General features: G+C 72.3%; 23 protein-coding genes. 10 read left to right on the forward strand and 13 right to left on the reverse strand.

Annotated features, from left to right (window positions below):
• Window positions 1-9 precede the first annotated feature (9 nt).
• From ACH54P_RS24375 to ACH54P_RS24390, 4 genes are read left to right on the forward strand one after another with little or no spacing between them, the layout of a single operon-like run.
• Window positions 10-945 carry a glycosyltransferase family 2 protein gene (locus ACH54P_RS24375; protein WP_489905695.1) on the forward strand — a complete coding sequence of 312 codons (936 nt, stop codon included), beginning with the start codon at window positions 10-12 and terminating at the stop codon, window positions 943-945.
• A 32-nt stretch (window positions 946-977) separates the two neighbouring features.
• Window positions 978-3,479 carry a glycosyltransferase gene (locus ACH54P_RS24380; protein ID WP_489916608.1) on the forward strand — a complete coding sequence of 834 codons (2,502 nt, stop codon included), beginning with the start codon at window positions 978-980 and terminating at the stop codon, window positions 3,477-3,479.
• The gene (locus ACH54P_RS24385) at window positions 3,472-4,557 is read left to right on the forward strand and encodes a glycosyltransferase family 4 protein (protein WP_489905696.1); all 1,086 of its coding nucleotides are present in this window, start codon (window positions 3,472-3,474) and stop codon (window positions 4,555-4,557) included. Before ACH54P_RS24380 ends, ACH54P_RS24385 begins: the two co-directional genes overlap by 8 nt.
• An 11-nt stretch (window positions 4,558-4,568) precedes the next feature.
• Complete coding sequence (locus ACH54P_RS24390) at window positions 4,569-5,489, forward strand: aminoglycoside phosphotransferase family protein (RefSeq protein WP_489905697.1); 921 nt, start codon at window positions 4,569-4,571, stop codon at window positions 5,487-5,489.
• Here ACH54P_RS24390 and rfbD read toward each other — a convergent pair.
• Together rfbD and rfbB are read right to left on the reverse strand one after the other, a co-directional pair.
• A complete protein-coding gene (gene rfbD, locus ACH54P_RS24395; RefSeq protein WP_489905699.1) occupies window positions 5,471-6,361 on the reverse strand; it encodes a dTDP-4-dehydrorhamnose reductase in 891 nt (296 codons plus the stop codon). The two genes, ACH54P_RS24390 and rfbD, sit on opposite strands and share 19 nt — an antisense overlap.
• 10 nt (window positions 6,362-6,371) lie before the next feature.
• Window positions 6,372-7,361, reverse strand: a complete 990-nt coding sequence (gene rfbB / locus ACH54P_RS24400; RefSeq protein WP_489905700.1) for a dTDP-glucose 4,6-dehydratase — start codon at window positions 7,359-7,361, stop codon at window positions 6,372-6,374.
• 188 nt (window positions 7,362-7,549) lie between these two features.
• On the opposite strand from rfbB, the gene ACH54P_RS24405 reads away from it, so the two are divergent.
• Window positions 7,550-9,091 (forward strand): LCP family protein, encoded by a 1,542-nt coding sequence (locus ACH54P_RS24405; RefSeq protein ID WP_489905701.1) that lies wholly within the window; start codon window positions 7,550-7,552, stop codon window positions 9,089-9,091.
• A 37-nt stretch (window positions 9,092-9,128) separates the two neighbouring features.
• On the forward strand, window positions 9,129-10,421 hold the full coding sequence (locus ACH54P_RS24410) for an LCP family protein (protein ID WP_489905702.1): 1,293 nt from the start codon (window positions 9,129-9,131) through the stop codon (window positions 10,419-10,421).
• On the opposite strand, the gene ACH54P_RS24415 is transcribed toward ACH54P_RS24410, so the two are convergent.
• The gene (locus ACH54P_RS24415; RefSeq protein ID WP_489905703.1) at window positions 10,414-11,250 is read right to left on the reverse strand and encodes an NmrA family NAD(P)-binding protein; all 837 of its coding nucleotides are present in this window, start codon (window positions 11,248-11,250) and stop codon (window positions 10,414-10,416) included. The genes ACH54P_RS24410 and ACH54P_RS24415 overlap by 8 nt on opposite strands.
• Before the next feature lie 107 nt (window positions 11,251-11,357).
• Between ACH54P_RS24415 and ACH54P_RS24420 the strand changes: the two genes are divergently transcribed.
• Window positions 11,358-12,068, forward strand: coding sequence for a TIGR03089 family protein (locus tag ACH54P_RS24420; protein WP_489905704.1), 711 nt, complete (start codon window positions 11,358-11,360; stop codon window positions 12,066-12,068).
• A gap of 1 nt (window position 12,069) precedes the next feature.
• On the opposite strand, the gene ACH54P_RS24425 is transcribed toward ACH54P_RS24420, so the two are convergent.
• Entirely contained in the window at window positions 12,070-12,510 is a 441-nt protein-coding gene (locus ACH54P_RS24425) for a DoxX family protein (protein WP_489905705.1), read from the reverse strand.
• A gap of 257 nt (window positions 12,511-12,767) precedes the next feature.
• Between ACH54P_RS24425 and ACH54P_RS24430 the strand changes: the two genes are divergently transcribed.
• Entirely contained in the window at window positions 12,768-14,624 is a 1,857-nt protein-coding gene (locus ACH54P_RS24430) for a GTP-binding protein (protein ID WP_489905706.1), read from the forward strand.
• Here the strand turns inward: ACH54P_RS24430 and ACH54P_RS24435 are convergent.
• Window positions 14,621-15,436, reverse strand: coding sequence for a DUF1206 domain-containing protein (locus ACH54P_RS24435; protein WP_489905707.1), 816 nt, complete (start codon window positions 15,434-15,436; stop codon window positions 14,621-14,623). The two genes, ACH54P_RS24430 and ACH54P_RS24435, sit on opposite strands and share 4 nt — an antisense overlap.
• An 80-nt stretch (window positions 15,437-15,516) precedes the next feature.
• Here ACH54P_RS24435 and ACH54P_RS24440 point away from each other — a divergent pair, with 80 nt between their 5' ends.
• Window positions 15,517-15,918, forward strand: a complete 402-nt coding sequence (locus tag ACH54P_RS24440) for a hypothetical protein (RefSeq protein ID WP_489905708.1) — start codon at window positions 15,517-15,519, stop codon at window positions 15,916-15,918.
• 172 nt (window positions 15,919-16,090) lie between these two features.
• On the opposite strand, the gene ACH54P_RS24445 is transcribed toward ACH54P_RS24440, so the two are convergent.
• From ACH54P_RS24445 to ACH54P_RS24455, 3 genes are all read right to left on the reverse strand, one after another.
• Window positions 16,091-16,516, reverse strand: coding sequence for a hypothetical protein (locus tag ACH54P_RS24445; RefSeq protein ID WP_489905709.1), 426 nt, complete (start codon window positions 16,514-16,516; stop codon window positions 16,091-16,093).
• Between the two features lie 68 nt (window positions 16,517-16,584).
• Window positions 16,585-17,526 (reverse strand): esterase/lipase family protein, encoded by a 942-nt coding sequence (locus tag ACH54P_RS24450; RefSeq protein ID WP_489905710.1) that lies wholly within the window; start codon window positions 17,524-17,526, stop codon window positions 16,585-16,587.
• Window positions 17,527-17,921: 395 nt separating this feature from the next.
• Window positions 17,922-19,079, reverse strand: a complete 1,158-nt coding sequence (locus ACH54P_RS24455) for an acyl-CoA dehydrogenase family protein (RefSeq protein ID WP_489905711.1) — start codon at window positions 19,077-19,079, stop codon at window positions 17,922-17,924.
• Between the two features lie 115 nt (window positions 19,080-19,194).
• Here ACH54P_RS24455 and ACH54P_RS24460 point away from each other — a divergent pair, with 115 nt between their 5' ends.
• Window positions 19,195-20,868, forward strand: coding sequence for a class I adenylate-forming enzyme family protein (locus ACH54P_RS24460; protein WP_489905712.1), 1,674 nt, complete (start codon window positions 19,195-19,197; stop codon window positions 20,866-20,868).
• A 265-nt stretch (window positions 20,869-21,133) separates the two neighbouring features.
• Here the strand turns inward: ACH54P_RS24460 and purE are convergent, their stop codons facing one another.
• The 5 genes from purE to ACH54P_RS24485 form a co-directional block, all read right to left on the reverse strand.
• Window positions 21,134-21,631, reverse strand: a complete 498-nt coding sequence (gene purE, locus ACH54P_RS24465; protein ID WP_489905713.1) for a 5-(carboxyamino)imidazole ribonucleotide mutase — start codon at window positions 21,629-21,631, stop codon at window positions 21,134-21,136.
• A gap of 10 nt (window positions 21,632-21,641) precedes the next feature.
• Window positions 21,642-22,826 carry a 5-(carboxyamino)imidazole ribonucleotide synthase gene (locus ACH54P_RS24470; protein ID WP_489905714.1) on the reverse strand — a complete coding sequence of 395 codons (1,185 nt, stop codon included), beginning with the start codon at window positions 22,824-22,826 and terminating at the stop codon, window positions 21,642-21,644.
• A gap of 101 nt (window positions 22,827-22,927) precedes the next feature.
• Window positions 22,928-24,175, reverse strand: a complete 1,248-nt coding sequence (locus tag ACH54P_RS24475) for a glycosyltransferase 87 family protein (RefSeq protein ID WP_489905715.1) — start codon at window positions 24,173-24,175, stop codon at window positions 22,928-22,930.
• The gene (locus ACH54P_RS24480) at window positions 24,150-25,499 is read right to left on the reverse strand and encodes a glycosyltransferase 87 family protein (protein ID WP_489905716.1); all 1,350 of its coding nucleotides are present in this window, start codon (window positions 25,497-25,499) and stop codon (window positions 24,150-24,152) included. Before ACH54P_RS24480 ends, ACH54P_RS24475 begins: the two co-directional genes overlap by 26 nt.
• Before the next feature lie 72 nt (window positions 25,500-25,571).
• Window positions 25,572-26,426, reverse strand: coding sequence for a GGDEF domain-containing protein (locus tag ACH54P_RS24485; RefSeq protein WP_489905717.1), 855 nt, complete (start codon window positions 26,424-26,426; stop codon window positions 25,572-25,574).
• Window positions 26,427-26,464 lie beyond the last annotated feature (38 nt).

The raw sequence follows: 26,464 nt of genomic DNA on the forward strand, positions 1-26,464 counted from the left end.
GCGGCTATTGTGCGGGACGTGACCGCGAATCCCGCCACCACGGTGGTCGTCGTGACCTGGCGGGGCGCCGGGCACGTCACCGCGTGCCTCGACGCGCTCGCCGCGCAGACGCGTCCACATCGGACGCTCGTGGTGGACAACGCCTCCGACGACGGCACCGCCGCCCTGCTCGCGGCCCATCCTTCGCACCCGCAAGTAATCCGGCTCCCGCGCAACGCGGGCTACGCGGGCGCGCTCGCCGTCGCCGCGAAGCGGATCGAAACCCCGCTGATGGCGTGGCTGAACGACGACGCCGAACCCGAGCCCGATTGGCTCGCGACGCTGGAGGACACCCTCGAAAAGGCGCCGCTGGCCGCCGCGGCGACGTCACGGCTCGTGCGGCCCGACGGCACCACCCAGTCCGCCGGGGTCCGGCTGACCGCCGACGGCCACGGTGCCGACCTCCCCGAGCCCGCCGAGGAGGTCTTCGCCTTCTGCGGCGGTGCCGCGCTGCTGCGCACCGACGCCCTGCAGAGCGTGCGCGGCGTCCCGGCCGGGTTCTTCTGCTACTACGAGGACACCGACACCGCGTGGCGGCTGCGGCTGGCCGGGTGGGACGTCATCGCGGCGCCCGAGGCCCGCGTCCGGCACGCTCACGGCGTCAGCAGCAACCCGGGCTCCCCCCTGTTCCACCGCTGGAACGAGCGCAACCGGCTGCTCATGCTGCTGCGCTGCGCCCCCCGTGCCGTCGCGGTGAACCAGCTGCTCAGGTTCGCCGTGTTGACAGCGGTGCTGCCGCTGCGGCCGGGGCGTCCGGCCGCGGCGAACTTCCGCTTCGGGCTGCGCTGCCGGGTGCTGGCCGAGGTGGCCGCGCAGCTACCAGCGACGTTGCGGGCCCGCCGCGGGATCGGCCGCCGCGCGGCGCTCGGCCGAGGCGCGGTCTGGGAGGCGTGGGCAGGCCTTTAAGCTTGGCGCCTACCGACGACGAGGAGCTGGCTTTGGCGCAGGGGGAACCGCAACCGCTCGTCTCGGTGATCGTGGTGAACTACCACGGCGCCGACGACACGATCACCTGCCTGCGCGCGCTCGCCGAGCACGACTATCCCGAGCTCGAGCTGATCTGCGTCGACAACTCCGACGAGGCCGCCCGCATCCGCGAGGCCGTCCCCACCGCCCGCGTGCTCGAGCCCGGCCGCAACACCGGGTTCGCCGGCGGCTGCAACTTCGGCGCGAAGCACGCGAAGGGCACCGTCCTCGCCTTCCTCAACAACGACGCCCGCCCGGCGCCCGGCTGGGTTTCGGCCGCGGTCGCCGAGTTGCGCGCGCAACCCCGCGTCGCCGCCGTCGCCAGCAAGGTCCTCGACTGGGACGGCACCGGCGCCGACTTCGTCGACGGCGGGCTGACCTGGTTCGGCATGGGCTACAAGCGGCACGCGGGCAGCGCGCTGGCCGACGTCCCGGCCGCCGAGCACGAGGTCGCCAAGGACGTGCTGTTCGGCACCGGCTCCGCGATGTTCGTCCGCGCGGGGGTGTTCGCCGAGCTCGGCGGCTTCGACGAGCGGTTCTTCATGTTCTACGAGGACGTCGACCTCGGCTGGCGGCTCAACCTGCGCGGCTGGCGCGTCCGGTACGTCCCCGAGTCGCTCACCTACCACCGCCACCACGGCACGATGTCGTCGGTCGACGCGCCGGAGACCGGCCGCGAGACCTTCCTGCTGGAGCGCAACGCCCTGGCCGCGCTCTACAAGAACCTTTCCGACGAGACCCTGGCCCGCGCGCTGCCGGCCGCGCTCGCGCTCGCCGTGCGCCGGGCCACCGCCCGCGGCGAGCTGGACGCGACCCAGCTCGACCTCGAACGGGGCGTCGGACCGATCGAGTCCGGCGACGTCGCGATCCCGCGGACCACGCTCGCCGGGCTCCTGGCCATCGACCAGTTCGTCGAGCTGCTCCCGTCCCTGGCGGAGTCGCGCGCGGTCGAGCAGGCCGCCCGCGTCCGCACCGACGCCGACCTGCTTCCCTTGCTGCGCAAGGCGTTGGAGCCCGCCTACCCGCTGCCGCGCTACCTCGCCGCGCACGACATCCTCGTCGAGGCGTTCGGCATCGAGAAGGCGTTCGGCCAGCGCCGGAAGGTCCTCGTGATCACCGGTGACGCGCTCACCGAGCGGATGGCCGGGCCGGCGATCCGCGCCTGGAACATCGCGCTCGCGCTCGCCACGGAGCACGACGTCCACCTCGTCACCACCAACCCCCTCGCGACACCGCCGCCGGCGCCGTTCCGCGTCAGCGCCGGCAAGCACCGCGAGCTGGAGCCGTCGATCGCCTGGGCCGACATCGTCATCCTGCAGGGGCACGTGCTCGAACTGGCGCCGTCGCTGAAGAAGGAGCACGCCGGCAAGATCGTCGTCGCCGACCTCTACGACCCGATGCACCTCGAGCTGCTGGAGCAGGGCAAGGGCGTCGCCGACGACCAGCGCACGGCCGACCTCGCCGGCGTCACGAAGGTGCTGGACGCGCAGCTCGAGCGCGGCGACTTCTTCCTCTGCGCGTCCGAGCGGCAGCGGCACTTCTGGCTCGGCCACCTGGCCGCGCTCGGCCGCCTCTCGCCGCGGCTCTACGACGCCGACCCGACGACGCAGTCGCTGCTCGCGGTCGTCCCCTTCGGGCTGGCGCCGGAGCCCCCGGTGCGCACCGGCCCCGGGCTGCGGTTGTCGCTGGGCATCGGCGGCACCGACCACGTCGTGCTCTGGGCGGGCGGGGTCTACAGCTGGTTCGACCCGCTGACGCTGGTCCGCGCGATCGACCAGCTGCGGCGGCGCCGCGGCGACGTCCGGCTCGTGTTCCTCGGCATGAAGCACCCCAACCCCGAGGTCGCCGAGATGGACATCGGCGCGCGGACGATCCGGCTGGCGGACTCGCTGGGCCTCACCGGCAAGCACGTGTACTTCAACGAGCAGTGGGTGGCCTACCACGAGCGCCAGAACTGGCTGCTCGACGCGAACTGCGGCGTCACCACGCACTACGAGCACGTCGAGACGACGTTCGCGTTCCGCACCCGCGTCCTCGACTACCTGTGGGCCGGCCTGCCGATCGTCACCACCGACGGCGACGCCTTCGCCGACCTGGTGCGGGCGGAGCGGCTCGGCGTCGTCGTCCCGGCCGAGGACGCCGACGCGCTGGCCGCCGCGCTCGAGAAGTGCTTGTACGACGAGGAGTTCGCCGCCGGCTGCGTCGAGCGGATCGCCGTCGTCGCGCAGCGCTTCGCCTGGCCCGAAGCGCTGAAGCCGCTGGTGGAGTTCTGCCGCGACCCGCGCCCGGCGGCCGACCGGCTGCCCGGCTCGGCGGACCTGGTGAAGACGCCGCCGGTGCGCGGCCGGGCGATGGTGCGCCGCGACGTCGACCTCGTCCGCGAGTACCTCGCCGCCGGCGGGGCGTCCGAACTGGCGCGGCGCGCCGGCGGGCGCGTGCTGAAGATCGCGAAGCAACGGCTCCGCCGTGGCTAGGTCACTCCGCGTCCTCCTCGACGGCACCCCGCTCCTCGGCGCGCGCACCGGGATCGGCCGGTACACGGCGGCGCTGAGCGAAGAGCTGGTGTCGATCCCCGAGGTGGACACGCGCGCGGTGGCGTTCACGCTGCGCGGCTGGCGCCGGCTGCGGCACGTGCTGCCGTACGGCGCCCGGGCCCGCGGGATGCCGGTGGCGGCGCGCCTGCTGCGGATGGCGTGGCTGCGGTCGGACTTCCCGCCGGTGGAGCTGTTCGCCGGGCCGACCGACGTCGTGCACGGCACGAACTTCGTGCTGCCGGGCCGGTTCCGCGCCGCGGGCGTCGTCACGATCCACGATCTGGCCTTTTTGGACAACCCGGCCGAGCTCGCCCCGAGCGACCGCGCTCTGCCGGAACTGGTCCGCCGCGGCGCGCGGCGGGCGAACGTGATCTGCACCCCGACGGCCGCGGTGGCCGATGCGGTGGCGACCCGGCTGGACGTCGACCGCGCGAAGATCGTCGTGACGCCGCTGGGCGTGAACCCGGCGTGGTTCACCGCCCGCCCGCCGGACGACGAGCGGCGCGCCCGGCTGGGGCTGCCCGACCGGTACCTGCTGTTCGCCGGGGCGGCCGGCCCCCGGAAGGGCCTGGACTGGCTGACCCGCACCCACGACGCGGCCCCGGACCTGCCGGACCTGGTCTTCGCGGGCCCGGGACCGTTCCCCCGCGGGGCGCGGATGCGCCAGACCGGCTATCTGTCCGATGTGGACCTGCGGACGGTGGTCGCCGGCGCGTCGGCGCTGGTGCTGCCGTCGCGCGACGAGGGGTTCGGGCTGCCGGTGCTGGAGGCGATGGCCTCGGACGTCCCGGTGGTCTGCACGGACATCCCGGCCCTGCGCGAAGTGGCGGGCGACTGCGCGAGCCTGGTTCCCTACGGCGACGTGGACAGCCTGGCGGAGGCCCTGCGCACGGCGGTGATCGACCCGCACGCGGTGGCGACGTCGGCATCGCGACGGGCCCACGCGGCGAACTTCACGTGGCGGACGTGCGCGGAGCTGACGGTCGGCGCGTACCGGCTGGCCTCGGGCCGGCACTGACCCGGCGTCCCGTGACCAGCGTCCCGGATCTCGGTCCCCCGCCCCAGCGCGTCACCGTCGACGTCGGCCAGGTGCGGAGGCTGATCGACGACCAGTTCCCGCGGTGGGCCGGCCTCCCGGTCCGGCCCGTGGCCGAGAGCGGGTGGGACAACTTCACCTTCCACGTCGGCGAGGACCTGGTGGCCCGCCTGCCGAGTGCGGCCGAGTACGCCCTGGCGGTCGACAAGGAGCACCGGTGGCTCCCGGCGCTGGCTCCCCGGCTGCCGCTGCCCGTCCCCGTCCCGCTGGAGAAGGGGCGTCCCGGCGCGGGTTACCCCTTCCCGTGGTCGGTCTACCCCTGGCTCGACGGCGAACCGGCGCGCGCGGACCGCATCGCCGACCCGGCCCGGTTCGCGCTCGACCTGGCCGGGTTCGTGGCCGCGTTGCGGAGCATCGACGCGACCGGTGGTCCCCAGCCGGGGAAGCACAACTGGTTCCGGGGTGCCACGCTGCGCACCTACGAGGCATCGACCCGGCGCGCGCTCACGGCCTTGGCCGGGCACATCGACGTCGACCTGGCCGGCGCGATCTGGACGGCCGCCCTGGACGCGCCTTGGGACGGCGTGGACAGCTGGTTCCACGGCGACCTGGCCCCGGGCAACCTCCTGCTGGAGGGCGGGAACCTCCTCGCGGTCATCGACTTCGGGACTTGTGGCGTCGGCGACCCGTCTTGTGACTTGGCGATCGCCTGGACGCTGCTCACCGCCGAGGGTCGGCGGGTGTTCCGCGAGCGCCTGTCCGTCGACGAGGCGGAATGGGCGCGGGGGCGCGGTTGGGCACTTTGGAAGACGTTGGTCACCTGCGCCCGGAACGTGGACAGCGATGGCGAAGAGGCCACCACCGCCCGACACGTCCTCGGCGAGATCCTCTCCGACTACTCCGCCGCGAAGTAAGCCGCCAACGCCTCTTCCCACGGACGCATCGGCGTCAACCACGCCTCCCGCCACGAAGCCGGGGACAGCACCGAATACGCCGGACGCGTCGCCGCGCTCGGGTACTCCGCGGACGTGCACGGCTTCACCCGGGCCGGGTCCGCGCCCAGCTGCTCGAAGATCGCCTTCGCGAAACCGCACCAGCTCACCGCGCCCGCGTTCGTGCAGTGCAGGATCCGCCGCTCCGGGCCGTCGCCGGCGGCTGCGCGGGAGGCCAGCTCCAGCAGGCCCGCGGCCAGGTCCGCGGTCCACGTCGGGCCACCCACCTGATCGTCCACAACAGACAGTGTGTCCCGCGAAGACTCCAAGCGCGCCATGGTCTTCACGAAGTTCGACCCCGACTTGCCGTACAGCCAGCCGGTCCGCACCACCCACGACGAAGCGCCCGATCCGAGTACCGCGTCCTCGCCCGCCGCCTTCGTGCGGCCGTACGCACTCCGCGGGCCGAGCTCGTCGGACGGCTCGTAGGGCTTCGAAGCGTCGCCCGGGAAGACGTAGTCCGTGGACACGTGGATCAACGGGACCCGGCGGGACGCGCAAGCCGCCGCGAGGACGCGCGGGCCGTCGGCGTTCACCGCGAACGCGCGGTCCTCGTCCGTCTCCGCCGCGTCGACCGCCGTGTACGCCGCCGCGTTGATCACCACCGGGGCCGCGCCCGTTTCGCGCGCCCGGTCGGCCAGCGCGCCGACCGCGGCCAGCACCTGCCCCGTCTGCGTCAAGTCCAGCTCCGCCGATCCCGGCGCGACGACGTCCACCTCGCCCGGCGAAGCCGCGGCGGCGAGGTCCCGGCCGAGCTGCCCGGAACCACCGGGCACGAGCACCGTCAGCCGCACAGGCCCATCCTCACTTCTTGAGCGCGGTCCGCTCCGCCAGGGGCTCCCACCACGCGCGATTGTCCGTGTACCAGGCCACTGTCGCGGCCAGACCGTCCTCGAAGGACACGCGCGGAGCGTACCCCAGCTCCTCGCTGATCTTCGTGATGTCCACCGAGTACCGGCGGTCGTGACCCTTGCGGTCCACGACCGGTTCGACGCTGTCCCAGCCCGCGCCCAGCGCCGCGAGCAGCCGCTCGGTCAGCTCGCGGTTGGTGAGCTCGGTGCCGCCGCCGATGTTGTAGATCTCGCCCGGCCGCCCGCCGTCGGCGACCAGCTGGATGCCGTGGCAGTGGTCGTCCACGTGCAGCCAGTCGCGGACGTTGAGCCCGTCGCCGTACAGCGGCACCTTCCGCCCGTCGAGGAGGTGGGTGACGAACAGCGGGATGACCTTTTCCGGGAACTGGTACGGACCGTAGTTGTTGGAACACCGGGTGATGCACACCGGCAGCCCGTGGGTGCGGTGGAACGACCGCGCCACCAGGTCGGACGACGCCTTCGACGCCGAGTACGGCGAGTTCGGCTCCAGCAGGTGCTCCTCGGTCCACGAACCGTGCTCGATCGAGCCGTACACCTCGTCGGTGGACACGTGCACGAACTTGCCGACACCGGCCTCCAAGGCCGCCTGCAGCAGGTTCTGCGTGCCGAGCACGTTCGTCAGCACGAAGTCGGCGGAACCGAGGATCGAGCGGTCCACATGCGACTCGGCGGCGAAGTGCACGACCAGGCCGACACCGCGCATGAGCTCGGTGACCAGCGCCGTGTCGCAGATGTCGCCGCGGACGAACCGCAGCCGCGGGTCCGCGGCGACCGGGGCCAGGTTGGCCTCGTTGCCGGCGTAGGTGAGCTTGTCCAGCACGACCACCTCGGCGTCACGCAACGACGGGTAGGCGCCGGTCAGCACCTGCCGGACGTAGTGCGACCCGATGAAGCCCGCGCCACCGGTGACCAGGACCCGCATTTTCCCGCCTTTCCTCGGCCCCGCCCGGGGCGATCGGCCCCCAGCCTACGGAGGCCCGCCGTGACCTCCGCGAACCCGCGGTCGTTCTGCCAGGTCCTCACCGTTCACTAACGCAGTCTCAGTAGAGTCATCATGGAGGCACAGGGGTGCCCTGGGGGAAGCACGGGGTTTCACAGGGGAGGAAGCGCGTGACCGAATGGCCTGCGCCGACCGTCCCGGCGGGCCGGAGGCACGACACGAGCCACGGCGCCGCGGTGTTCGCCCGGCGCGGCGGCAAGGTCGTCGTGTCCCTGCTGTCCGTCGCCATCCTGGCCCTGACCTGGTACGGCTGGCACTTCATCGGTGACCCCAACACCGGCCTGACCACGACGAACGTCTTCGCCGACACCGAGGCGCACGCGAAACCGCTCGACGGCGCCATCGACATCCTCCTGGTCGGGCAGGACAGCCGCACCGACGCGCAGGGCAACCCGCTGCCCCGCGAAGTGCTGAACATGCTGCACGCCGGCGTCTCGGACGGCGAGCTGAACACCGACACGATGATCCTCGTGCACATCCCGCAGAACGGGAAGCACGCGATCGCGATCTCGTTCCCCCGCGATTCCTGGGTCGAGCTGGCCGGCGGCTACGGAAAGCACAAGCTCAACAGCGCGTTCGTCTACGCGTACACGGACACTTACAAGACGTTGCAGCGGCAGGGCATGACCGACCTCAAGGAGGCCGACGCGCAGGCGAAGGTCGCCGGGCGGAAGAACCTGATCGCCACCATCGAGAAGTTCATCGGCAAGCCGGGCATGATCGACCGCTACGCCGAAGTCAACCTGGCGAGCTTCTACGAGATCACCAAGTCGATCGGCGGCGTCGAGGTCTGCCTCAAGGGGCCGGTGAAGGAGGCGAAGTCCGGCGTGGACCTCCCGGGCGGCCGCCAGACGATCGAGGGCGTGCAGGCGCTCGCGTTCGTCCGCCAGCGCTACGAGCTGCCGAACTACGACCTCGACCGGATCGCCCGCCAGCAGGCGTTCCTCTCCGGGCTGGCCCGCAAGGTCATCTCCACCGACGTGCTCACCAGCCCGACGAAGATCGCCGACCTCGTCTCGGCGGTGAAGAAGTCCGTCGTGCTGTCGCAGGGCTGGGACCTGACGGAGTTCGCCGAGCAGATGCGCGGGCTGACCGGCGGCAACATCGAGTTCCACACCATCCCCACCCTGGGCAACGCCGTGATCGGCGGCGCCGACGTGCTGAAGGTCGACCAGGCCACCGTCCAGGCCGAGGTGACGCGGCTGACCTCGGACGGCGACACCCCGGCGACGCCGACACCGGCGCAGCTGCCCGGGGCGCAGGCCGTCACGATCGAGCTGTTCGACGGCTCGGGCTCGCCGACCCTGGCCGGCCAGACGCACACGGCGCTGCAGAACAAGGGCTTCACGCTCGCCGCCGACCAGAAGCTGAGCACCCGCAACACCACCGTGGTCCGGTACAACCCGGCCGACGCCACGGCCCTGGACCTGGTCAAGCAGGCGCTGGGCACGACGGTCCAGGCCGAGCCGGACCGGGACGTCACCGCCGGGCACGTGCGCGTGCTGCTGGGCAAGGACTTCCGGAACCCGGCGGCCGGCCCGGGCGGCGCGCCGACGTCCACGGCCGCGAAGCCGTCCACCCCGTCGACGTCGGCGAGCTCCGCCCCCGCCGCACCGCCGATCACGGCGGGCGACGTTCCCTGCGTCAACTAGACTGAGTACGCAGGGTGTTCGGGGGAGGTAGACCAGAGTGGAAGACGACCAGGAACGGCCGGAACCGGCCGTCGAGCCGGTGACGCAGCGCGACGACCCGGACTGGAAGCCGTCGCCCTTCCCGAGAGAGACCGCTTCCGAACCGGTGGCCGAGACGTCGTCCCGCGCGCGGCGCGCCGGCCGGGTGACGCGCCGGATCGCCCTCGGGCTCGTTTCGCTGCTCGCGCTCGGCGCCAGCGGCTACGCCTACGTCACCAAGGACCAGCTGCAGCAGAACGTCCCGACGACCGACGCGCTCACCCCGCGGGCCGGCGAGCCCGCCCCGCCGCCCGCGGACGACGGGGCGGACGACATCCTGCTCGTCGGCAGCGACGCGCGGACGGACGCGCAGGGCAACGCGCTGCCGGCGCGGGTGCTGCGGCAGCTGCGCACCGAAGCCAACAACGGCGCGGTGAACACCGACACGGTGATCCTGCTGCGGGTGCCGAAGAACGGCGCGAAGCCGTCGGCGGTCTCGGTCCCGCGCGACACGTGGACCGACATCCCCGGCCGGGGCAAGGCGAAGATCAACTCGGCGTACGGCATCGCCAAGGCGCACTTCGCCCAGCAGCTGCGCGCGCAGGGCGAGCACGACCAGGCCAAGATCGAGCGCGACTCCGACACCGAGGGCCGCCGGGTCCTGGTGCAGACGGTGCAGGACCTCACGCAGGTGCGGATCGACCACTACGCCGAGGTCAACCTGCTCGGCTTCTACCTGCTCACCGAGGCGCTCGGCGGCGTCAAGGTGTGCCTGAACCACGCGACCGAGGACAAGGACTCGGGAGCGGACTTCCGCCGCGGCGAACAGACGGTGTCCGGCGGCGAGGCGCTGTCGTTCGTCCGGCAGCGCAAGAACCTCCCCCGCGGCGACCTCGACCGGATCGTGCGGCAGCAGGCGTTCCTGTCGTCGGCACTGCACCAGGTGCTCTCGGCGGGGACGCTGACCAGCCCCGGCACGCTGAACGACCTGATGGACGCCGTCCACCGGTCGCTGACCCTCGACCCGGGCCTCGACCTGCTGCAGTTCGCGCAGCAGGCGAAGGGCATCGCGTCGGGCAACCTGGCGTTCGAGACGATCCCGGTGATCACCGCGAACGGCCGCAGCGAAGACGGTCAGAGCATCGTGCAGATCGACCCGAAGGCGGTCCGCGAGTTCGTGGCGGCCCTGGCGGGACGTCCCGCGCCGGCGGCGGCCAAGGCCCCCGGCGGTGGCGGCGGCTCGGGCGGCGGCGCCGCCCCCGCCGCGGCGCCGCTGCTCCAAGCCTCCCCCGGGGTCACCTGCGTCAACTGAAGTCGGCGCGGTGGTCCTCCGCCCACTGCCGGTACGTCCTCGGCGCGCGGCCGGTCACCTCGCGCACCACGTCGGTCACCACCGACGGCTCGCCCACGGTGCGCGCCCAGGCCCGCAGGACCTCCGGCGGCACCTCCGGCGGCCAGCCGAGCGCGACCATCCGCTCGGCGGCCTGCTCCGGCGTCAGCTCCTCGACCCGCAGTGGCCGGCCGAGGACGTCGGCGAGCACCTCGGCCTGTTCCCGGAAGCTGATCGGCTCCGGTCCGCTCAGCTGCAGCGCCTTCCCGACGTGCGACCCGTCGACGAGGATCTTCGCCGCCACGTCGCCGATGTCCTGCTCGTGGATCGCGCCGACGCGCGAGTCCGCGTACGCCGTGCGGACCACCCCCTCGGCGACGTCCGCCCGCCAGCCCAGGGTGTTGGTCGCGAACGCGCCCGGGTTGAGCACCGTCTCGCCGAACGGCGCCGCGATCAGCGCCTGTTCCACCGCCCGGTGGAGCGCCGCGATCCGGCTCTGCCCGGACTCCGGTTCGAGGATCGCGCCCGACGACAGCAGCACGACGTGCCGCACGCCGGCCGCTTCGGCCGCCTTCACGAAGCCGTCGATCCCCTGCCGCTGCGTGTAGAGGAAGACCGACTCGACGCCGTCGAGGGCGGCCTCCAGCGTCGACGGGTCCTCCAGGTCGGCGCGCACCTTCGCGACGCCGTCCGGGACGTCGAGCGTGGTGGCGTCGCGGCTCGACGCGCGTACGTCCTGACCTGCGGCGACGAGGGCGCCGAGCACGGCGCTCCCGACGTGTCCGCGGGCGCCGGTGACGAGGATGGTCATGGATGTCCCCAGTTCTGCAGATAGCTTTGCTTGCAAAGCAAAGCTACTGAGGACGCGCCTCCGGTGTCAACCGGCGAAGCGCGTGGTCCGCGCTTTAGCCTGTCCCCATGAGCCTGACCGACGAGCTGCTGCGCCCGCTGCTGGCCTCGCCCGCCAAACCGTTGATCACCCATTACGACGACCAGCTGGGCAGCCGTGTCGAGCTGTCCGTGGCGACCACCGCCAACTGGGCGGCGAAGACCGCGAACTGGCTGACCGAGGAGTTCGACGTCGAACCGGGCGACGCCGTGGCGGTGCAGCTCCCGGCGCACTGGCAGACCGCCGGCGTGCTGCTCGGGGCGTGGTGGTGCGGGGCGCGCGTGGTGACCGAGGGCGCCGGCGCGCGGGTGGCGTTCGTCGGGCCGGACGACCCGGAGCCGACCGGCGCGGCGTCGACCGCCGTCGTGACGCTGGACCCGATGGGCCGCGGCCTCGACGAACCGCCGGGCGGCGGCGCGTTCGACTACCTGACCGAGGCGCGGACGGCGGGCGACCAGTACAGCCCGCTCTTCCCCGTTCCCGGCGACACGGCCGCGCTGTTCGAGTCCACTGTGGACGAAATTCTGGCCGAAGCCAGGGTCCGCGCGGCGAAACTCGGCATCGGCGCGGACGACCGCGTGCTGTCCACGCGGGACTGGAGCGGACCGGAGGGGATCCTCGACGGCCTGCTCGTCCCCCTGGCCGCCGGCGCGCACCTGGTCCACGTGAGCAACGCGGACCCGGCGAAGCTGGCGGCCCGCCGCGATGCGGAACGCACCACGGCGGACCTGCCGGCCTGAATCAGGCGTTCTGGAGTTCGCCGACGTCGGCGTCGCGGCGGGCGCGCTTGCGGCCCCACAGGAGGTGGTCGAGCGAGAGCCGCCCGCCGTTGAGGCCGAGGGCGAGCCCGGCGAGCGCCAGCACCAGGACCAGCTCGTAGCCGCCCTGGCCGGTCAGGCCGTTGTCGATGTGCACCGAGAGCAGCGCACCGACCGAGATCACGACGTAGCCGACGCCGACCAGCGGCAGCAGGAAGCCGACGATGAACGCGATGGAGCCGAGGATCTCGACGGTCATCGCGAAGATCGCCGCGACCGTGGGCAGCGGGATGCCCGTCATCGAGAAGAACTTCGCCGTGCCGTCGATGCCGTTGTTCCACTTCTGGAGCCCGTGCGCGAGGAAGACGACCGCGACGCCGATCCTCCCCAGCAACAGGGCCACGTCCTTGAATCGTCCGAACATCCGGTTTCAGCTCCCCGGTAGGTGAAATTTCAACTGACCCGACCCAAAGTAGGGCACCCGGCACCCTGACCCGAAGCTCCGGAGGGTGATCGACAGGGAACCGACAGGGACGACAGCGGCGGAAAAGCGGTTTCGCGGCGGACGCCGCGGCGCTACCTTCGCCCTGACCCGTGTCCACGACCGTGAGGAGACCCCGATGCGCCGACAGACCGTCCGACCCGGCCTGTCCCCCGCATCGCAGAGGATCTCCCACGACCGTGAAAACCCTGAACATCGGCATTCTCGCGCACGTCGACGCCGGTAAGACCAGCCTCACCGAGCGCCTGCTCTTCGAGGCGGGCGCCATCGACCGCCTCGGCAGCGTCGACCGCGGTGACACCCAGACCGACTCCCTCGAGCTCGAACGCCGTCGCGGCATCACCATCCGCTCCGCGGTGGTCTCCTTCGTGACCGGCGACACCCGGATCACGCTGATCGACACCCCGGGTCACTCGGACTTCATCGCCGAGGTCGAGCGCGCGCTGCGCGTGCTCGACGGCGCCGTCCTGGTGGTGTCGGCCGTCGAAGGCGTCCAGGCCCAGACCCGGGTGCTGATGCGCACGCTGCGCCGGCTCGGGCTCCCGGTGCTGGTCTTCGTCAACAAGATCGACCGGACGGGCGCCCGCGACCAGCTCGGCGATATCCGCGCGAAGCTGACGCCGCGAGCGTTCGCGCTGACCGCCGCCACGTCGCCCGGCGAACTGGGCGAGTTCCTGGCCGACGGCGACGACGCGTTCCTGGAGTCCTATGTGGACAAGCGGGTCGACGAGGCGGCCTGCCGCGCCGAGCTCGCCCGGCAGGTGGCGGGCGGCACGGCCCACCCGGTGCTGGCCGGCTCGGCGATCACCGGCGCCGGCGTCGCGGACCTCGTGACGGCGATGGCCGAGCTGCTCCCGGCCACCGAGCGCACCGCCGACGGGCCGCTGGCCGCGACGGTGTTCAAGATCGATCGCGGCCGCGCCGGGGAGAAGATCGCCTACGCCCGGCTGCACTCCGGCTCCTTGGCCGCGCGGCAGCGGATTTCCTTCTACCGCGGCGAAACCGAGTTCACCGGCCGGGTGTCCGCGATCGAGGTCACCGGCGACGACGTGGCGCTCGCCGGCGACGTCGCCCGGGTGCGGGGGCTGCGTGACATCCGCATCGGCGACCGGCTGGGCGCGCCGGGCACCGCTCGCGACGGCGTGTTCGCGCCGCCGAGCCTGGAGACGGTGGTGCGGCCGGTCCGGCCCGAGCAGGCGGCGGCGCTGTTCACGGCGCTGACCCGGCTGTCCGAAGAGGACCCGCTGATCGACGTCCGCCGCCGCGGCCACGACGTTTCGGTGCGGCTCTACGGCGAGGTGCAGAAGGAAGTCCTGCGCTCGATGCTGGCCGACAGCGCCGGCATCGACGTCACGTTCGAGCCGACGCGCACGCTGTACGTCGAGAAGCCGGTCGGCCGCGGAGAGGCTGTCGAGGGCCTGGATCCGGAGCAGCGGCTGTACTTCTTCGCGACGGTCGGGCTGCGGGTGGAGCCCGGTCCGGGCGTGACGTTCGGCCTCTCGGTCGAGCTCGGCTCACTGCCGCCGGCGTTCCACAAGGCGATCGAGGAAACCGTCCGCACCACGCTCGAGCAGGGGCTGCACGGCTGGGAGGTGCTGGACATCGCCGTCACGCTGACGCACACGGCGTACTTCAGCCCGCTCAGCGCCGCGGGCGACTTCCGCAAGATGACGCCGCTGGTGCTGATGGCGGCGCTGAAGGAGGCCGGCACGCGGGTGCACGAGCCGGTGCACCGCTTCGAGCTGGAGATCCCGGTGACCGCCGTCAGCGCGGTGCTGCTCAAGCTCGCGGAGCTGCGCGCGGTGCCCGGCGAACCGGTCGCCGGGACGACGTCGTGCACGCTGCACGGCACCATCCCGGCGGGGCGCGTCCACGAGTTCGAGCAGGCGCTGCCGGCGCTCAGCCAGGGCGAAGGCGTGTTCCTCAGCGAGTTCCAGGACTACCGGCCGTACCCCGGTCCGCCGCCGGCCCGGCCGCGGACCGGCGACAACCCCTTGGACCGCAAGGAGTACCTCGCGCAGGTGGCCCGGCGTTAGCGCTTGTGGGCCCAGGCCGCGGCGAAGGCGTAGACGCCGAACGCGGCGAGGCCGAGCGCCACCACGATGAGCAGCACGGTGCCGAAGGGCTGGGCGGCGAGCGTCTTGAGCGCGGCGTCCAGCCCGCCGGCCTTGTGCGCGTCCGAGTTGAACCCGGCGATGGCCAGCAGGATGGCGACCACGGTGAACACGACGGCCTTGGCGAGGTACCCGGTGGTGCCCAGCCAGCCGACCCAGCGCTTGGTCCGCCCGGGCAGCTCGGTCGCGTTGAGGTCTTCGAGGAACTTCTGCTTCACGCCCTTGACCGCGGCGGCGATCGCGACGCCGAGGACGGCCACCGCGGCGAGGACCACCAGCACCGGCCCGGCCGGCAGCGACAGCAGCTTCGCGGTGAACTCCTGCTGGCTCTGGCTGCTCGACTTGCCGCTGCCGCTGCCGGTGGCGAGCCGGAAGGCGGTGAACCCGAGCACGAGCACGACGACCCCGCGGGCGGCCGCCCCGATCCGCTTGCGCGTCCGCTTGCCGCCGCTGACCCACTCGTAGCCGGTGGCCGCCATCATGAACTGCCAGAGCCCGAAGAGGGCCAGCCCGATGGCGAGCACCCACAGGAGGATCTGCCCGAACGCCGTCGACCCGACCTGCTCCAGCGCGCCCTTCTGGTCCGCCTGCTCATTGCTGCCCAAGGCGACCTGCAGGGCGAGGTAGGCGACGACGAGGTGCACGACGCCGTAGCAGGCCATGCCGATCCGGCCGAGGTACTGCGCGGTGTTGCTCTTCTCGCCTCTTTCGGCGGTGGCCTCTGTCCGGTTCATGCCTGAAGAGATACCCAGTCCGGACCGCGATCCGCTGGGCTGAGCGGCCCAATTCAGCGCGGCAATGGGACGATCCGGACATGGATACGCGACTGATCGGCTACTGGTCGGAGTCGGAGGTGCACCCCGGCTCGACCGAGTACACCGAGCTCGGCTTCCGGGCGGACGGGTCGGGCTGGCTGTACTGGTCGAGCTGGAGCACGGCGTTCGTGGTCCACCGGTTCGGCTGGCACGTCCCGTCGCCGGGACGGCTGACCGCCCGCCTGCGCTTGACGGTCGACGGCTCGTGGTCGGTGGACGGCCCGGCGGTCACGCACCGGGCCGAGGAGTGGGAGCACGTCGACACGCTGGTCGAGCTGGCGTGGACGCTCGAGCCGGGTCCGAAGCTGACCCTGGACCGCCCACTGGACGACACCCTCGGCGGCACACAGTTCCTGCCCGTCGCCGACGGCGGCACCGACCCGACCCTGGCGCAGCCCTAGGCGCCGGTTCCTGCCCGTCGCCGACGGCGGCACCGACCCGACCCTGGCGCTGGCGCAGCCCTAGGCGCCGGTTCCTGCCCGGCGCCGACGGGCGGTGCCGACCTCCACCCTGGCGAAGCCCTAGGCGGCGGTTCCTGCCCGTCGCCGATCCCACCCAGGCGCCGGCGGGACCCTAGGCCGGGCGGCGGCGCACCGCGTCGAGGCCGGTCCAGCCGCCGTTGACCGCCAGGAGGGTGAGCACCTGTTCCGCCTGCTCGGCGAACCGCGCGAGGTCGTCGTGCAGCAGGGCCGCGCGTTCGCCGTCGAGCTGGTCGAAGTCGTCGAACCACAGCCCGATCGCCGAGCCCGCCGTGACGGCGAGCCCCTGCGTCAGGCTCAGGAACCCGGGCGACGGCTCGTCGGCGGCCGCGCGGTAGGCCGTCTCGATCTCGTCGCACGCGGCCAGCAGTTCCCGCAGCTGGCGGACGGCGCCGGCCGGGGTGCCGTCCCAGGCGGCCGTCGGCCAGGCGCGGTCGGACAGTTCGAGCCACAGCCGCCAGCCGGCGACCAGCTCGGCTTCGTCGTGGGGCGTCCAGGACGCCGGAACCGGCCAGTACATCCTTCGAGCGTGACACCGCCGGAGCGGAAATCCGCCCCGGCGGTGGGTTATGTCTCATGTGGCGAAACTCAGCCGACCTCGCCGCTGATCACGGGCGGCACCAGCACGCACGGCGGCGTCTTCGCGTGCGCCGGGTCCAGGGCGTTGAGCACGAGCCCCTGCGCGACCGGGTCGTAGGTGATGCCGAGGTGGTCGGTGAAGTCGAGCCCGCAGACGTTCTGCAGCAGGATGTTCTTCACGTTCGGCGCCGGGGCCAGGAACGCGCTCGTGTACGGCGTCACGACGTCGTCGTAGCGGGTCTGGATCACGGTGTACTGGATGCCGGGGACGGTTTCGCCGCCGGCGTTGAGGTCGGTGAGGAAGTCCGAGCCGACGGCCTGCTCGTTGCACGCCTGGCAGACGGTGCCGAGCGCGGCCGGCACGCCGGGGATCATCTCGAGGGTGCTCAGCAGGCCGAAGAGGTCGGTGCCGTGGTTGGACGGCGACAGCCCGACGAGCCGGCTGATCTTGTCCGCGCCGCCGAGGTACTTGATCCAGTACCGGATGTTCATCCCGCCCTGCGAGTGCCCGACGACGTCCAGTTTCGACGCGCCGGTCGCCCGCAGGATCTTGTCCCCGAAGGCGGCCAGGGCCTTCGTGGTGTCGGCGATCGGCCCGACGGTCTGCAGGAAGGTCCCGGGCGTGCCCCCGAAGTTGCCGGCGAAGACGCAGTACCCGGCGTCCGCGAGCGTCTGGGACAGGTGGGCCCAGTTCTCGTAGGCGTTGGCGGTGGTCCCGTTGGAGAGCAGCACCGGGTTGGGGTGCTTGTCCGTGGGCTTGCAGTTCCAGTCGTTCGCCCCCGGCGGCGCGATGGTCGGCGCGCCGAGCGAGTAGAGGGCCGCCGTGAGGATGTTGGGCTGCACCGGCCCGGTGGGTTCCCGTTCGGCCGCCTGGACCGTCCCGGCCCCCAACACGAGCACCGCCACCGTGGCGGCGGCCGCCGTGAGCCACCTGCGCGTCGTTGCGCCCATCCGTTTCACCTCTCTGTGAACCGATGGTGATCCGCGTCACCGATGGCTTAACGCGCGGGTAACTTGTTCGGACACTCCCCCTTGTGGGTCATTTTCCGGCGGCGTTTTGGCTGGTAAGGAGGCTGGTAGTCGCCGTGGGCGGCACTCACCGGCATGACAAAACGCGCCCGCTGAGGCGGGCGCGTCACCTCCGGACGCAGTCTTGCCACCCGGTGCCGACCTCCGGGAAGATCGATCCGGGTAGCCAGGTTTTGTGCGGCCGCTTCCCGGCCTGCGGCTTGGTGGCCGCTCCCCTCACGGGGAACGGGGGCACTTGACGTGGTTATCCAGCGGTTGCCGGCACACAGCGGCCCCCGGTGCGGATCCACACCGGGGGCCGTTGGTCGTTCGCGGGGTCAGCCCTTGAGCAGGGCCCGGGCCATGACGACCTTCTGGATCTGGTTCGTGCCTTCGTAGATCTGGGTGATCTTGGCGTCGCGCATCATGCGCTCCACCGGGAAGTCGCGGGTGTAGCCGGCGCCGCCGAAGAGCTGGACCGCGTCCGTCGTCACCTCCATCGCGATGTCCGACGCGTACGCCTTCGCCGCCGAGGCCATGAAGCTCGCGCGCTTGTCGCCGCGCTCGCTGGCCGCCGCGGAGGCGTACACTAGGTGGCGGGCCGCTTCGATCTTGGTGCCCATGTCGGCCAGCATGAACTGGACGCCCTGGAATTCGGCGATCGACTTGCCGAACTGCTTGCGGTCCTTCACGTACGCGATCGCCGCGTCGAGCGCGCCCTGGGCGATGCCCAGCGCCTGCGCGCCGATGGTCGGGCGGGTGTGGTCCAGCGTGCGCAGCGCCGTCTTGAGGCCGGTGCCGGGCTCGCCGATGATGCGGTCCGCCGGGATCGTGCAGTTCTCGAAGTAGATCTCGCGGGTCGGGGAGCCCTTGATGCCGAGCTTCTTCTCCTTCGGGCCCACCGAGAAGCCCGGGTCGTCCTTGTGCACGACGAACGCCGAGATGCCGTTGGCCTTCTTCTCCGCGTCCGGGTCGGTCACGGCCATCACCGTGTACCAGGACGACTCGCCCGCGTTGGTGATCCAGCACTTGGTGCCGTTGAGCACCCAGTGGTCGCCGTCGAGCCGGGCGCGGGCGCGCATCGACGCGGTGTCCGAGCCCGCTTCGCGCTCCGAAAGCGCGTACGACGCCGAAGCCTCGCCCGACGCGATCGAGGGCAGCACCAGCTTCTTCAGGTCCTCCGACGCCGACAGGATGATCGGCTGCGTGCCGAGCTTGTTCACGGCCGGGATCAGCGACGCCGACGCGTCGACCCGGGCGACCTCTTCGATGACGATGCAGGCGCCGACGGCGTCCGCGCCCTGGCCGTCGTACTCCTCGCCGATGTGGACGGCGTTGAAGCCGGACTTGACCAGCGCGTTGTACGCCTCGACCGGGTAACGCTCGTTTTCGTCGACCTCGGCCGCGTACGGCGCGATCTCCTTCTCGGCGAGTGCCCGGACCGCGGCCCGCAGCTCCTCGTGCTCCTCGGCAAGCTGGTACAGGCCTTCGGTCACTTCCGGTCACCTTCTCTGCAACGTCGGGAGAGTTCTGTCGATGTTAGCGCTCGTTCACTGGCTCCGTCCTACCTCGTCCTTGTGTCCTTGACCGCAGAATTCGTATGGTCGGGTGATGCCGCTCACCGCGCCGACGACGCCGCCCGGTTTGCCCGCCTCCCTCGACTACCCCGAAGTCCCGGTCGGTTCCCTCCTCGCCGCGGGTGCCGCGCGCTGGGGCGACCGGACGGCCTTCGCCCACGACGGCCACAGCCTCACCTTCGCCGAGACGTACCGGGCCGCGTGCCGGTTCGCGCACGCGCTCCGGGCCCGCGGCATCGGCCGCGGCGACGTCGTCGCGCTGCACCTACCCAACTGCCTGGCCTTCCCGATCGCCTACTACGGGACGCTGCTGGCCGGGGCCACTTTCAGCCCGGCCAACCCGCTGCTGCCGCCGGACGACCTGGCCTTCCAGCTCACCGACTGCGAGGCCGCGGCGGTCGTCACGTTCGGGCCGGTAGCGGGCGCGCTCGCGAGCGTCGCCGACCGGGTCCCGGCGCGGTTCGCCGTCGTCGTCCAGCCGGCCGGCGACCTGCTCGACGGCCAGGTCGAGTTCCAGGCCTTCCACGCCGGGCAGCCGGAGACGCGTCCCGACGTCGACGTGGACATCCACGAGGACCTGGCCCACCTCGCCTACACCGGCGGCACCACCGGCCGGTCGAAGGGCGTGCGGCTGTCGCACCGCAACGTCGTGGTCAACACCCTCCAGCACGCCTGCTGGGGCAGCGGCTCGGTGCCCGCGCTCGACGAGCGCGGCGACGTCACGATCGACCAGATCGGCAGCGAGGACGAGTGGCCGACGCGGCTCGGCACCGGCGTCGCGATCAACCTGACGCCGTGGTTCCACGCGATGGGCATCATCGGCGGGCTCAACGCGGCGGTGCTCGCGGGGACGACGATCGTCCTGCACTCCCGCTTCGACCCGGCGGCGTACGTCGCCGACGCCGAACGGCTGCGCATCACCGGCATCGGCGGCGCGCCCGCGCTGTTCGCCGCGCTGCTCGCGACGCCGTCGTTCCGCACGGCGGACCTCTCGTCGGTGAAGGCGATCGGCTCCGGTGCGGCGCCGATGAACCACGCGATGATCAACGCGCTGCGCGAGCGCTTCCCGGACGTGGTGGTCAGCGAGGGCTACGGCCTCACCGAGGCGACGATGGGCGCGGTGATCTCGCCGACGTACCGCTCGGGCACGCGGAAGGTCGGCTCGGTGGGTGTCCCGATCTTCGACACGGAGGTCAAGATCGTCCCCGCCGAGGGCGGCGAAGACCCGCTCCCGGCGGGCGAGAAGGGCGAGGTCTGCCTGCGCGGGCCGCAGATCATGCTCGGCTACCGGAACCGCCCCGAGGAGACGGCGGCCGCCCTGGTCGACGGCTGGCTCCACACGGGCGACATCGGCATCCTCGACACCGACGGCTATCTGTCCATTGTGGACCGCAAGAAGGACATGCTGCTGTACAAGGGGTACAACGTCTTCCCGCGCGAGCTGGAGGAGCTGCTCATCACGATGCCGGGCGTCGCGGCGGCCGCGGTGGTGGGCCGCCCCGACACCGAGGTCGGCGAGCTGCCGGTGGCGTTCGTGGTGCCCCGCGGCGAGCTGGACGCCGACGAGCTGATGGCCGCGGTGAACGAGAAGGTGCTGCCGTACAAGCGGTTGCGCGAGGTGCACGTGGTCGAGCAGATCCCGGTATCGGCGGCGGGCAAGGTGCTCAAGCGCGAGCTGCGCCAGCAGCTGACCGGCAAGCTGGACTAGCCGGTTCGGATGCCCGAGGTGGCGCTGGACGCAACGCCACCTCGGGGCGCCTGGCCGCCGCGGGGGGGGTGCCGAACTGCCGAACGCCAGGCGGCTCCCGCCGGGGAGCGCCAACGTCAGGCGGCTCCCGCCGGGGAGCACCCAACGCCGGGCAACTCCCGCCAGGGGCGCCGAACTCCGGGCAGCCCCCGCGCGGAGGCGCCGACGCCGGGCAGCCCCCGCGCGGTGGCGCCGAACGCCCGCCGCTCCCGCGCGGCCGGTCCGGCTAGTGGCCCGTCTTCTCGCGCAGTGCCGCGTCCTTGTCCAGGACCAGCTTCTCCAGGTCCGCCTGGAACCGCGCCATCTTCGCGCGCAGGTCTTCGTCGGCGGCCGCCAGGATGCGGACCGCCAGGAGGCCCGCGTTGCGCGCGCCGCCCACCGAGACCGTGGCCACCGGGACGCCCGCCGGCATCTGGACGATCGACAGCAGCGAGTCCATGCCGTCGAGGTACTTCAGCGGCACCGGGACGCCGATCACCGGGAGCACCGTCGCCGAGGCGACCATGCCCGGCAGGTGCGCCGCGCCGCCTGCACCCGCGATGATCACCTTCAGGCCGCGCGTGGCCGCCGATGTCGCGTAGTCCAGCATGCGCTGCGGCGTGCGGTGCGCCGAGTAGACGCCGACCTCGTACTCGACGCCGAACTCGTCCAGCGCCGCGCCGGCCGCCTCCAGCACCGGCCAGTCCGAGTCGCTGCCCATGATCACGCCCACCTGCGGCGCCATACCTGATCTCCTAGTGGATTTCGTAGCCGTCGAGCCAGACGGCGTGGGACAGCCAGTGCGCCGAAAGCAGCGCGCGGTCGCGCAGGTCCTCCATGCGCTCGCCGGTGAAGTTCACGTGCCCGAGCTTGCGCCCCGGCCGCTCCTCCTTGCCGTAGAGGTGCACCCGCGCCTCCGGGTACCGCGCGAACAGGTGGTGCAGCCGCTCGTCCGGCCCCATCTCGGGCAGCACCGGCGCACCCAGCACGTTCGCCATCACGCACGCGGGCGCGATCAGGTCCGTCCGGCCCAGCGGGTAGTCGAGCACCGCCCGCAGGTGCTGCTCGAACTGCGACGTGCGCGCGCCGTCCATGGTCCAGTGCCCGGAGTTGTGGGGACGCATCGCGAGCTCGTTGACCAGCAGCCCGGTGTCGGTCTCGAACAGCTCGACCGCCAGCAGGCCGGTGACGTCCAGCGTCGACGCGATCCGCAGCGCCAGGTCGTGGGCCTCGTGCACCCGCTCCGGCGACAGCCCCGGCGCCGGGGCCAGCACCTCGGTGTTGATGCCGCCGGTCTGGACCGTCTCGACCACCGGGTACGCCGCGCCCTGGCCGAAGGGCGAGCGGGCGACGAGCGCGGACAGCTCCCGCCGCATCGCCACCTTCTCCTCGACCAGCAGGGCGGTGCCCGCTTCCAGGAGCTCCGGCACGGTCTCGCGGGCGTGCCGCGCGGTGTCCAGCATCCAGACGCCGCGGCCGTCGTAGCCGCCGGTCGACGCCTTGAGCACCACCGGCCAGCCGTGCTCGCCGCCGAACGCCAGCACGTCGTCCACAGTGGACACCTCGGCGAAGGCAGGACCCGGCACGCCGAGGCCGGCCATCATCTCGCGCATCACCAGCTTGTTCTGCGCGAAGCCCAGCGCGGCCGGCGCCGGCCGGATGACGTAGCCCTCCATCGCCAGCGTCAGCAGGTGCTCACCCGGCACGTGCTCGTGGTCGAACGTGAGGACGTCGACGGAGGCCGCGAACGAACGCAGCGCCTCGAGGTCGGTGTGGTGGCCGAGCACGACGTCGCCCGCGACGAGCCCCGCGGCTTCGTTCTCGCCCGCGGCGAGCACGCGCAGGGACTGACCGAGGGAGATCGCCGCCTGGTGGGTCATCCGGGCGAGCTGGCCGCCGCCCACCATGCCCACGACGGGCAGACCGGTGTGTTTGTCCATAGCGCGCTCAGCCTACTGTGTCGACTTTTGCCAATCCGGCTGGCAGTCACGGCGGAACGGGTGCCGTGAGCGGGCCGGCTCCGGTGCGTGTCCGCCTGCTTTCAGCCGGATTGGCACATGGTGACGACCTGCGGTGACCGCCGGGCCAGACGTAGCTCACGCGCCGCGAGCCCGAGGATCCCGCCCGCCGCCGCGAGCACGTAGAGGTTGCCGAGGACCGACCAGCCCAGGCCCCAGCCGAACTCCGTGTCGCCGCCGTTGGGCACCAGCATCACGATCTGCGAGACGAACAGCAGCGCGACCGCCGCCGCGGCCCACCACCGCGCCTTCACCACCAGCAGCGTGAGCAACGGCACGCACCAGACCCAGTGGTGCGACCACGACACGGGCGACAGCAGCAGCCCGTAGAACGCCGTGACCAGCAGCGCGGCCGCGTCCTCGCCACGCCGGTGCAGCCGCACGACCAGCCACACCGCGGGCACGGCGAGCACCACCGCCACGCCGACCGCCACCGCCAGCGACCAGGGGGCCAGCTCCGAAGCCCGGTTGACCAGCCCGTTGAGCGACTGGTTGAAGATCCAGTGCACCGAGCCGACCCGGCTCGGGTCGGTCGCCGAATCCCGCCAGAACCGCGCCGCGTCGACCGGGATGACCGCGAACATCACCGCCTCGAGCGCCACGAACGTGCCCACCGCCCGCAGCCCGTCCTTCCACCGGCCCGTGAAGAACAGGTGCGGCACGAAGATCAGCGGGGTCAGCTTGATCGCCGCCGCCACGCCGATCAGCACGCCCGCCCAGCGGCGGCCCGGAGCACGCTTTCCCGCTGAGGGCCCATCAGCACTGTCGCGCGCCGACAGCACCAGGACGTCCAGCACCACGAACGCCATCAGTATCAAGTTGATCTGGCCCAGGAACAGCGTCTTCCACACCGGTTCCAGCGCCAGCGCGGCGGCCGTTCCCGCCGGCAGCGCCCACCACGCGGGTGAGCGCCCCGGCGACGACGAAACCACCGTGATGACGACGATAAGGGCGACCACCGACAAAACCGCGATCACGCCCCAGACCAGGCCCGACGGCACCAGCGCGAGCGGCAGGAACAGCGGCGCGGCGGCCGGCGTGTAGGTGAACGGCAGCCGCACCCAGTCCGGCAACGCCGTCAGCACGTCCCGCGTGTAGAGCGGGTCGCCGTGCAGCAGCGTCAGCGCGCCGGCGCGGTACACGGCGCTGTCCGCGCCCAGGTGCCAGCCGGCCAGCCAGGCGACCACCCCGAGAACGAAGACGAGAAGCGCGATCCCCCCGGCGAGAACCCAGCCGGTCCGCGCCTCAGCCGCCGGTCGCGACGTCGACATGCTCGTCCGAAGCCGCCTTCTTCCGGGCCCGCCGCTGCAGGCCCCAGCGCAGGATCAGCGCCGCGGCCAGCACCAGCGGCATGAGGATGTACGCGTCCCCCAGGATGTTCTGCCACACCTTCCAGTGCAGCTCGACGTTGCGGCCGTTCGGCAGGATCAGCAGCACGCAGCTGACGAACACGAAGGCCACCAGGCCGGTCCCGACCCAGCGCCGCCACGCCGTGGCCGGCGTGGTCTTCGGCAGCCGCGACACGAGCAGCACGATCAGCGGGACCACCCAGACCCAGTGGTGGGTCCACGAGATCGGCGAGATCAGCAGCGTCCAGAACGCGGTGACGAGCAGCGCGGCCAGCGCCTGGCCCTTGCGGTGGAACCGGACCAGCAGCCACAGCGCCGGGATGGCGAGCAGGAACCCGATGCCCATCGCGGCCTTCGACGCCCACGGCGCGAGGTCGGTGGCCCGGTTCATCAGGGCGTTGAGCGACTGGTTGCCCGCCCAGTGCACCGGCCCGATCCGGCCGGTGTCCGGCAGCGTGATGGTCCAGTACTTGGCCGCGTCGTGCGCGTTGATCAGGAACATCAGGCCCTGGAGCACGACGAACGTCGCGAGGCCGCGCAGCGCGTCCTTGCGGCGGCCGGTGATGAACAGGTGCCCGAGGAACACCAGCGGCGTGAGCTTGATCGCCGCCGCGACGCCCACCAGCACCCCGCCCCACCGGCTGCCGCGGGCGCCGATGACCAGCATGTCCAGCAGGATCATGGCCATCAGGATCAGGTTGATCTGGCCGAGGAAGATCGTCCGCCACACCGGTTCGAGGGCGAGGAAGACCAGGAAGAACACGATGGTCGAGCGGGCGGGCGAGGCCCACCAGCGCGGCCCGTCCGCGGCCGGGCGGGGCAGTGCCCCGATCGCGATCCGGATCGACAGGGCCATCGCCATCAGGGAGACGGCGGTGATCAGGCCCCACGAGATCTGCGTCGGGAAGGCGGCGAGCGGGATGAAGATCAGCGCCGCCGTCGGGGGGTAGGTGAACGGCAGCAGCGCCCACCACGGCTCGTCGGCCAGGGTGTTCGCGTCGTAGAGGGAGTCGCCGTGCAGCAGCGTCAGCGCGCCCGCCCGGTAGACCGCGCTGTCGACGCCGAGCACCCAGTCGTGCTGCCAGCCCCAGATGCCGTACCCGATCGCGACCAGCGGGATCACCGACAGGATCAGGATCGACCGCGGGCGGACGGACAGGCGGGCGAGTGACTTCCGCAGGGCCAGGCGGTGCTGGGATCTGGCCGCGACTTCGCCGTCGACGTCGGAGGTTACGGTCGGGGTCACCGCACCAGGAAATCATGACCGGTCCGGTCCAGGTCAGGAAGGGTCCGGCGGGAACCGGACTTTTCGCCCGTTCTACGCCCGTCCCAGGTGGGCCAGCAGGTCACAGGCCAGCTCGTGGGTGGCCGGCAGCCGGACCGCGGAGACCCGGGGCCGGCCGACGTCCGCGAGCTGGGAGTCGACCGACAGCCGCTCGTGCAACGCCCTTCGCAGCGCGACGCCGTGCGAAGCGACCCTCTCGTCCTTCGGCACGAGGGCGGCGACGACGGACGGCCCGAGCGAAGCGACGCTCTGGCCGCTGTCGAACACCGCCCGCAGCGCGTCGGCGACCAGGATCATCCCGGTCAGCCGCGGGAACCCGGCGACGGCGCTGAGGTCGAGCGAGACGACCAGCAGCACGTGGTCCTCCGCCGCAGGCCGCTCGCGCGCGGTGGCCGCGCGGTAGACCTCCACGAGCCGGGTGCGCAGGTAGGCGGCCGAGGGCAGGCCGGTCAGCGGGTCGGTAACCTCGGTGTGCACGAGCTGGTCGGTGGCGACGTCGGCCCAGGCCAGCGCGGTGGTCCGCAGCAGCCGGGCCGGCGTGGCGTCGACGTCGGGCGAGACGAAGCCGTCGCCGCCGTGGTCGAGCACCGCGTGCAGCGCGGCGAGGTCGGTGAGCGTCTCGGCGAGCCCCGCACCGGCCGCCGCCCGCGCCCTGGCCAGCCCGGCCAGCGCGGTTTCGGCGGCTTCGACGCGGCCCTTGGTCATCACGGCCGCGCAGACGGCGTCGACCTCGGGCAGGGCCCAGTCGCTCGGGAAGCGCCAGCCCGCGGCCAGGCTGGCCGTGCGCCAGCGGGCCCGCAGCGCGCGGAGCGAGCGGTCACGTTCGGCCTGGGGAGCGGACGGAACGTCACCGGAGCCGGAGCGCGTACCGGTTGCCGGAACATCCACTGGCCACCCGCTCCTTCCGTCCGGTCGTGTCGATCTTG

This window comes from Amycolatopsis sp. N2S4-7, from assembly GCF_058119595.1.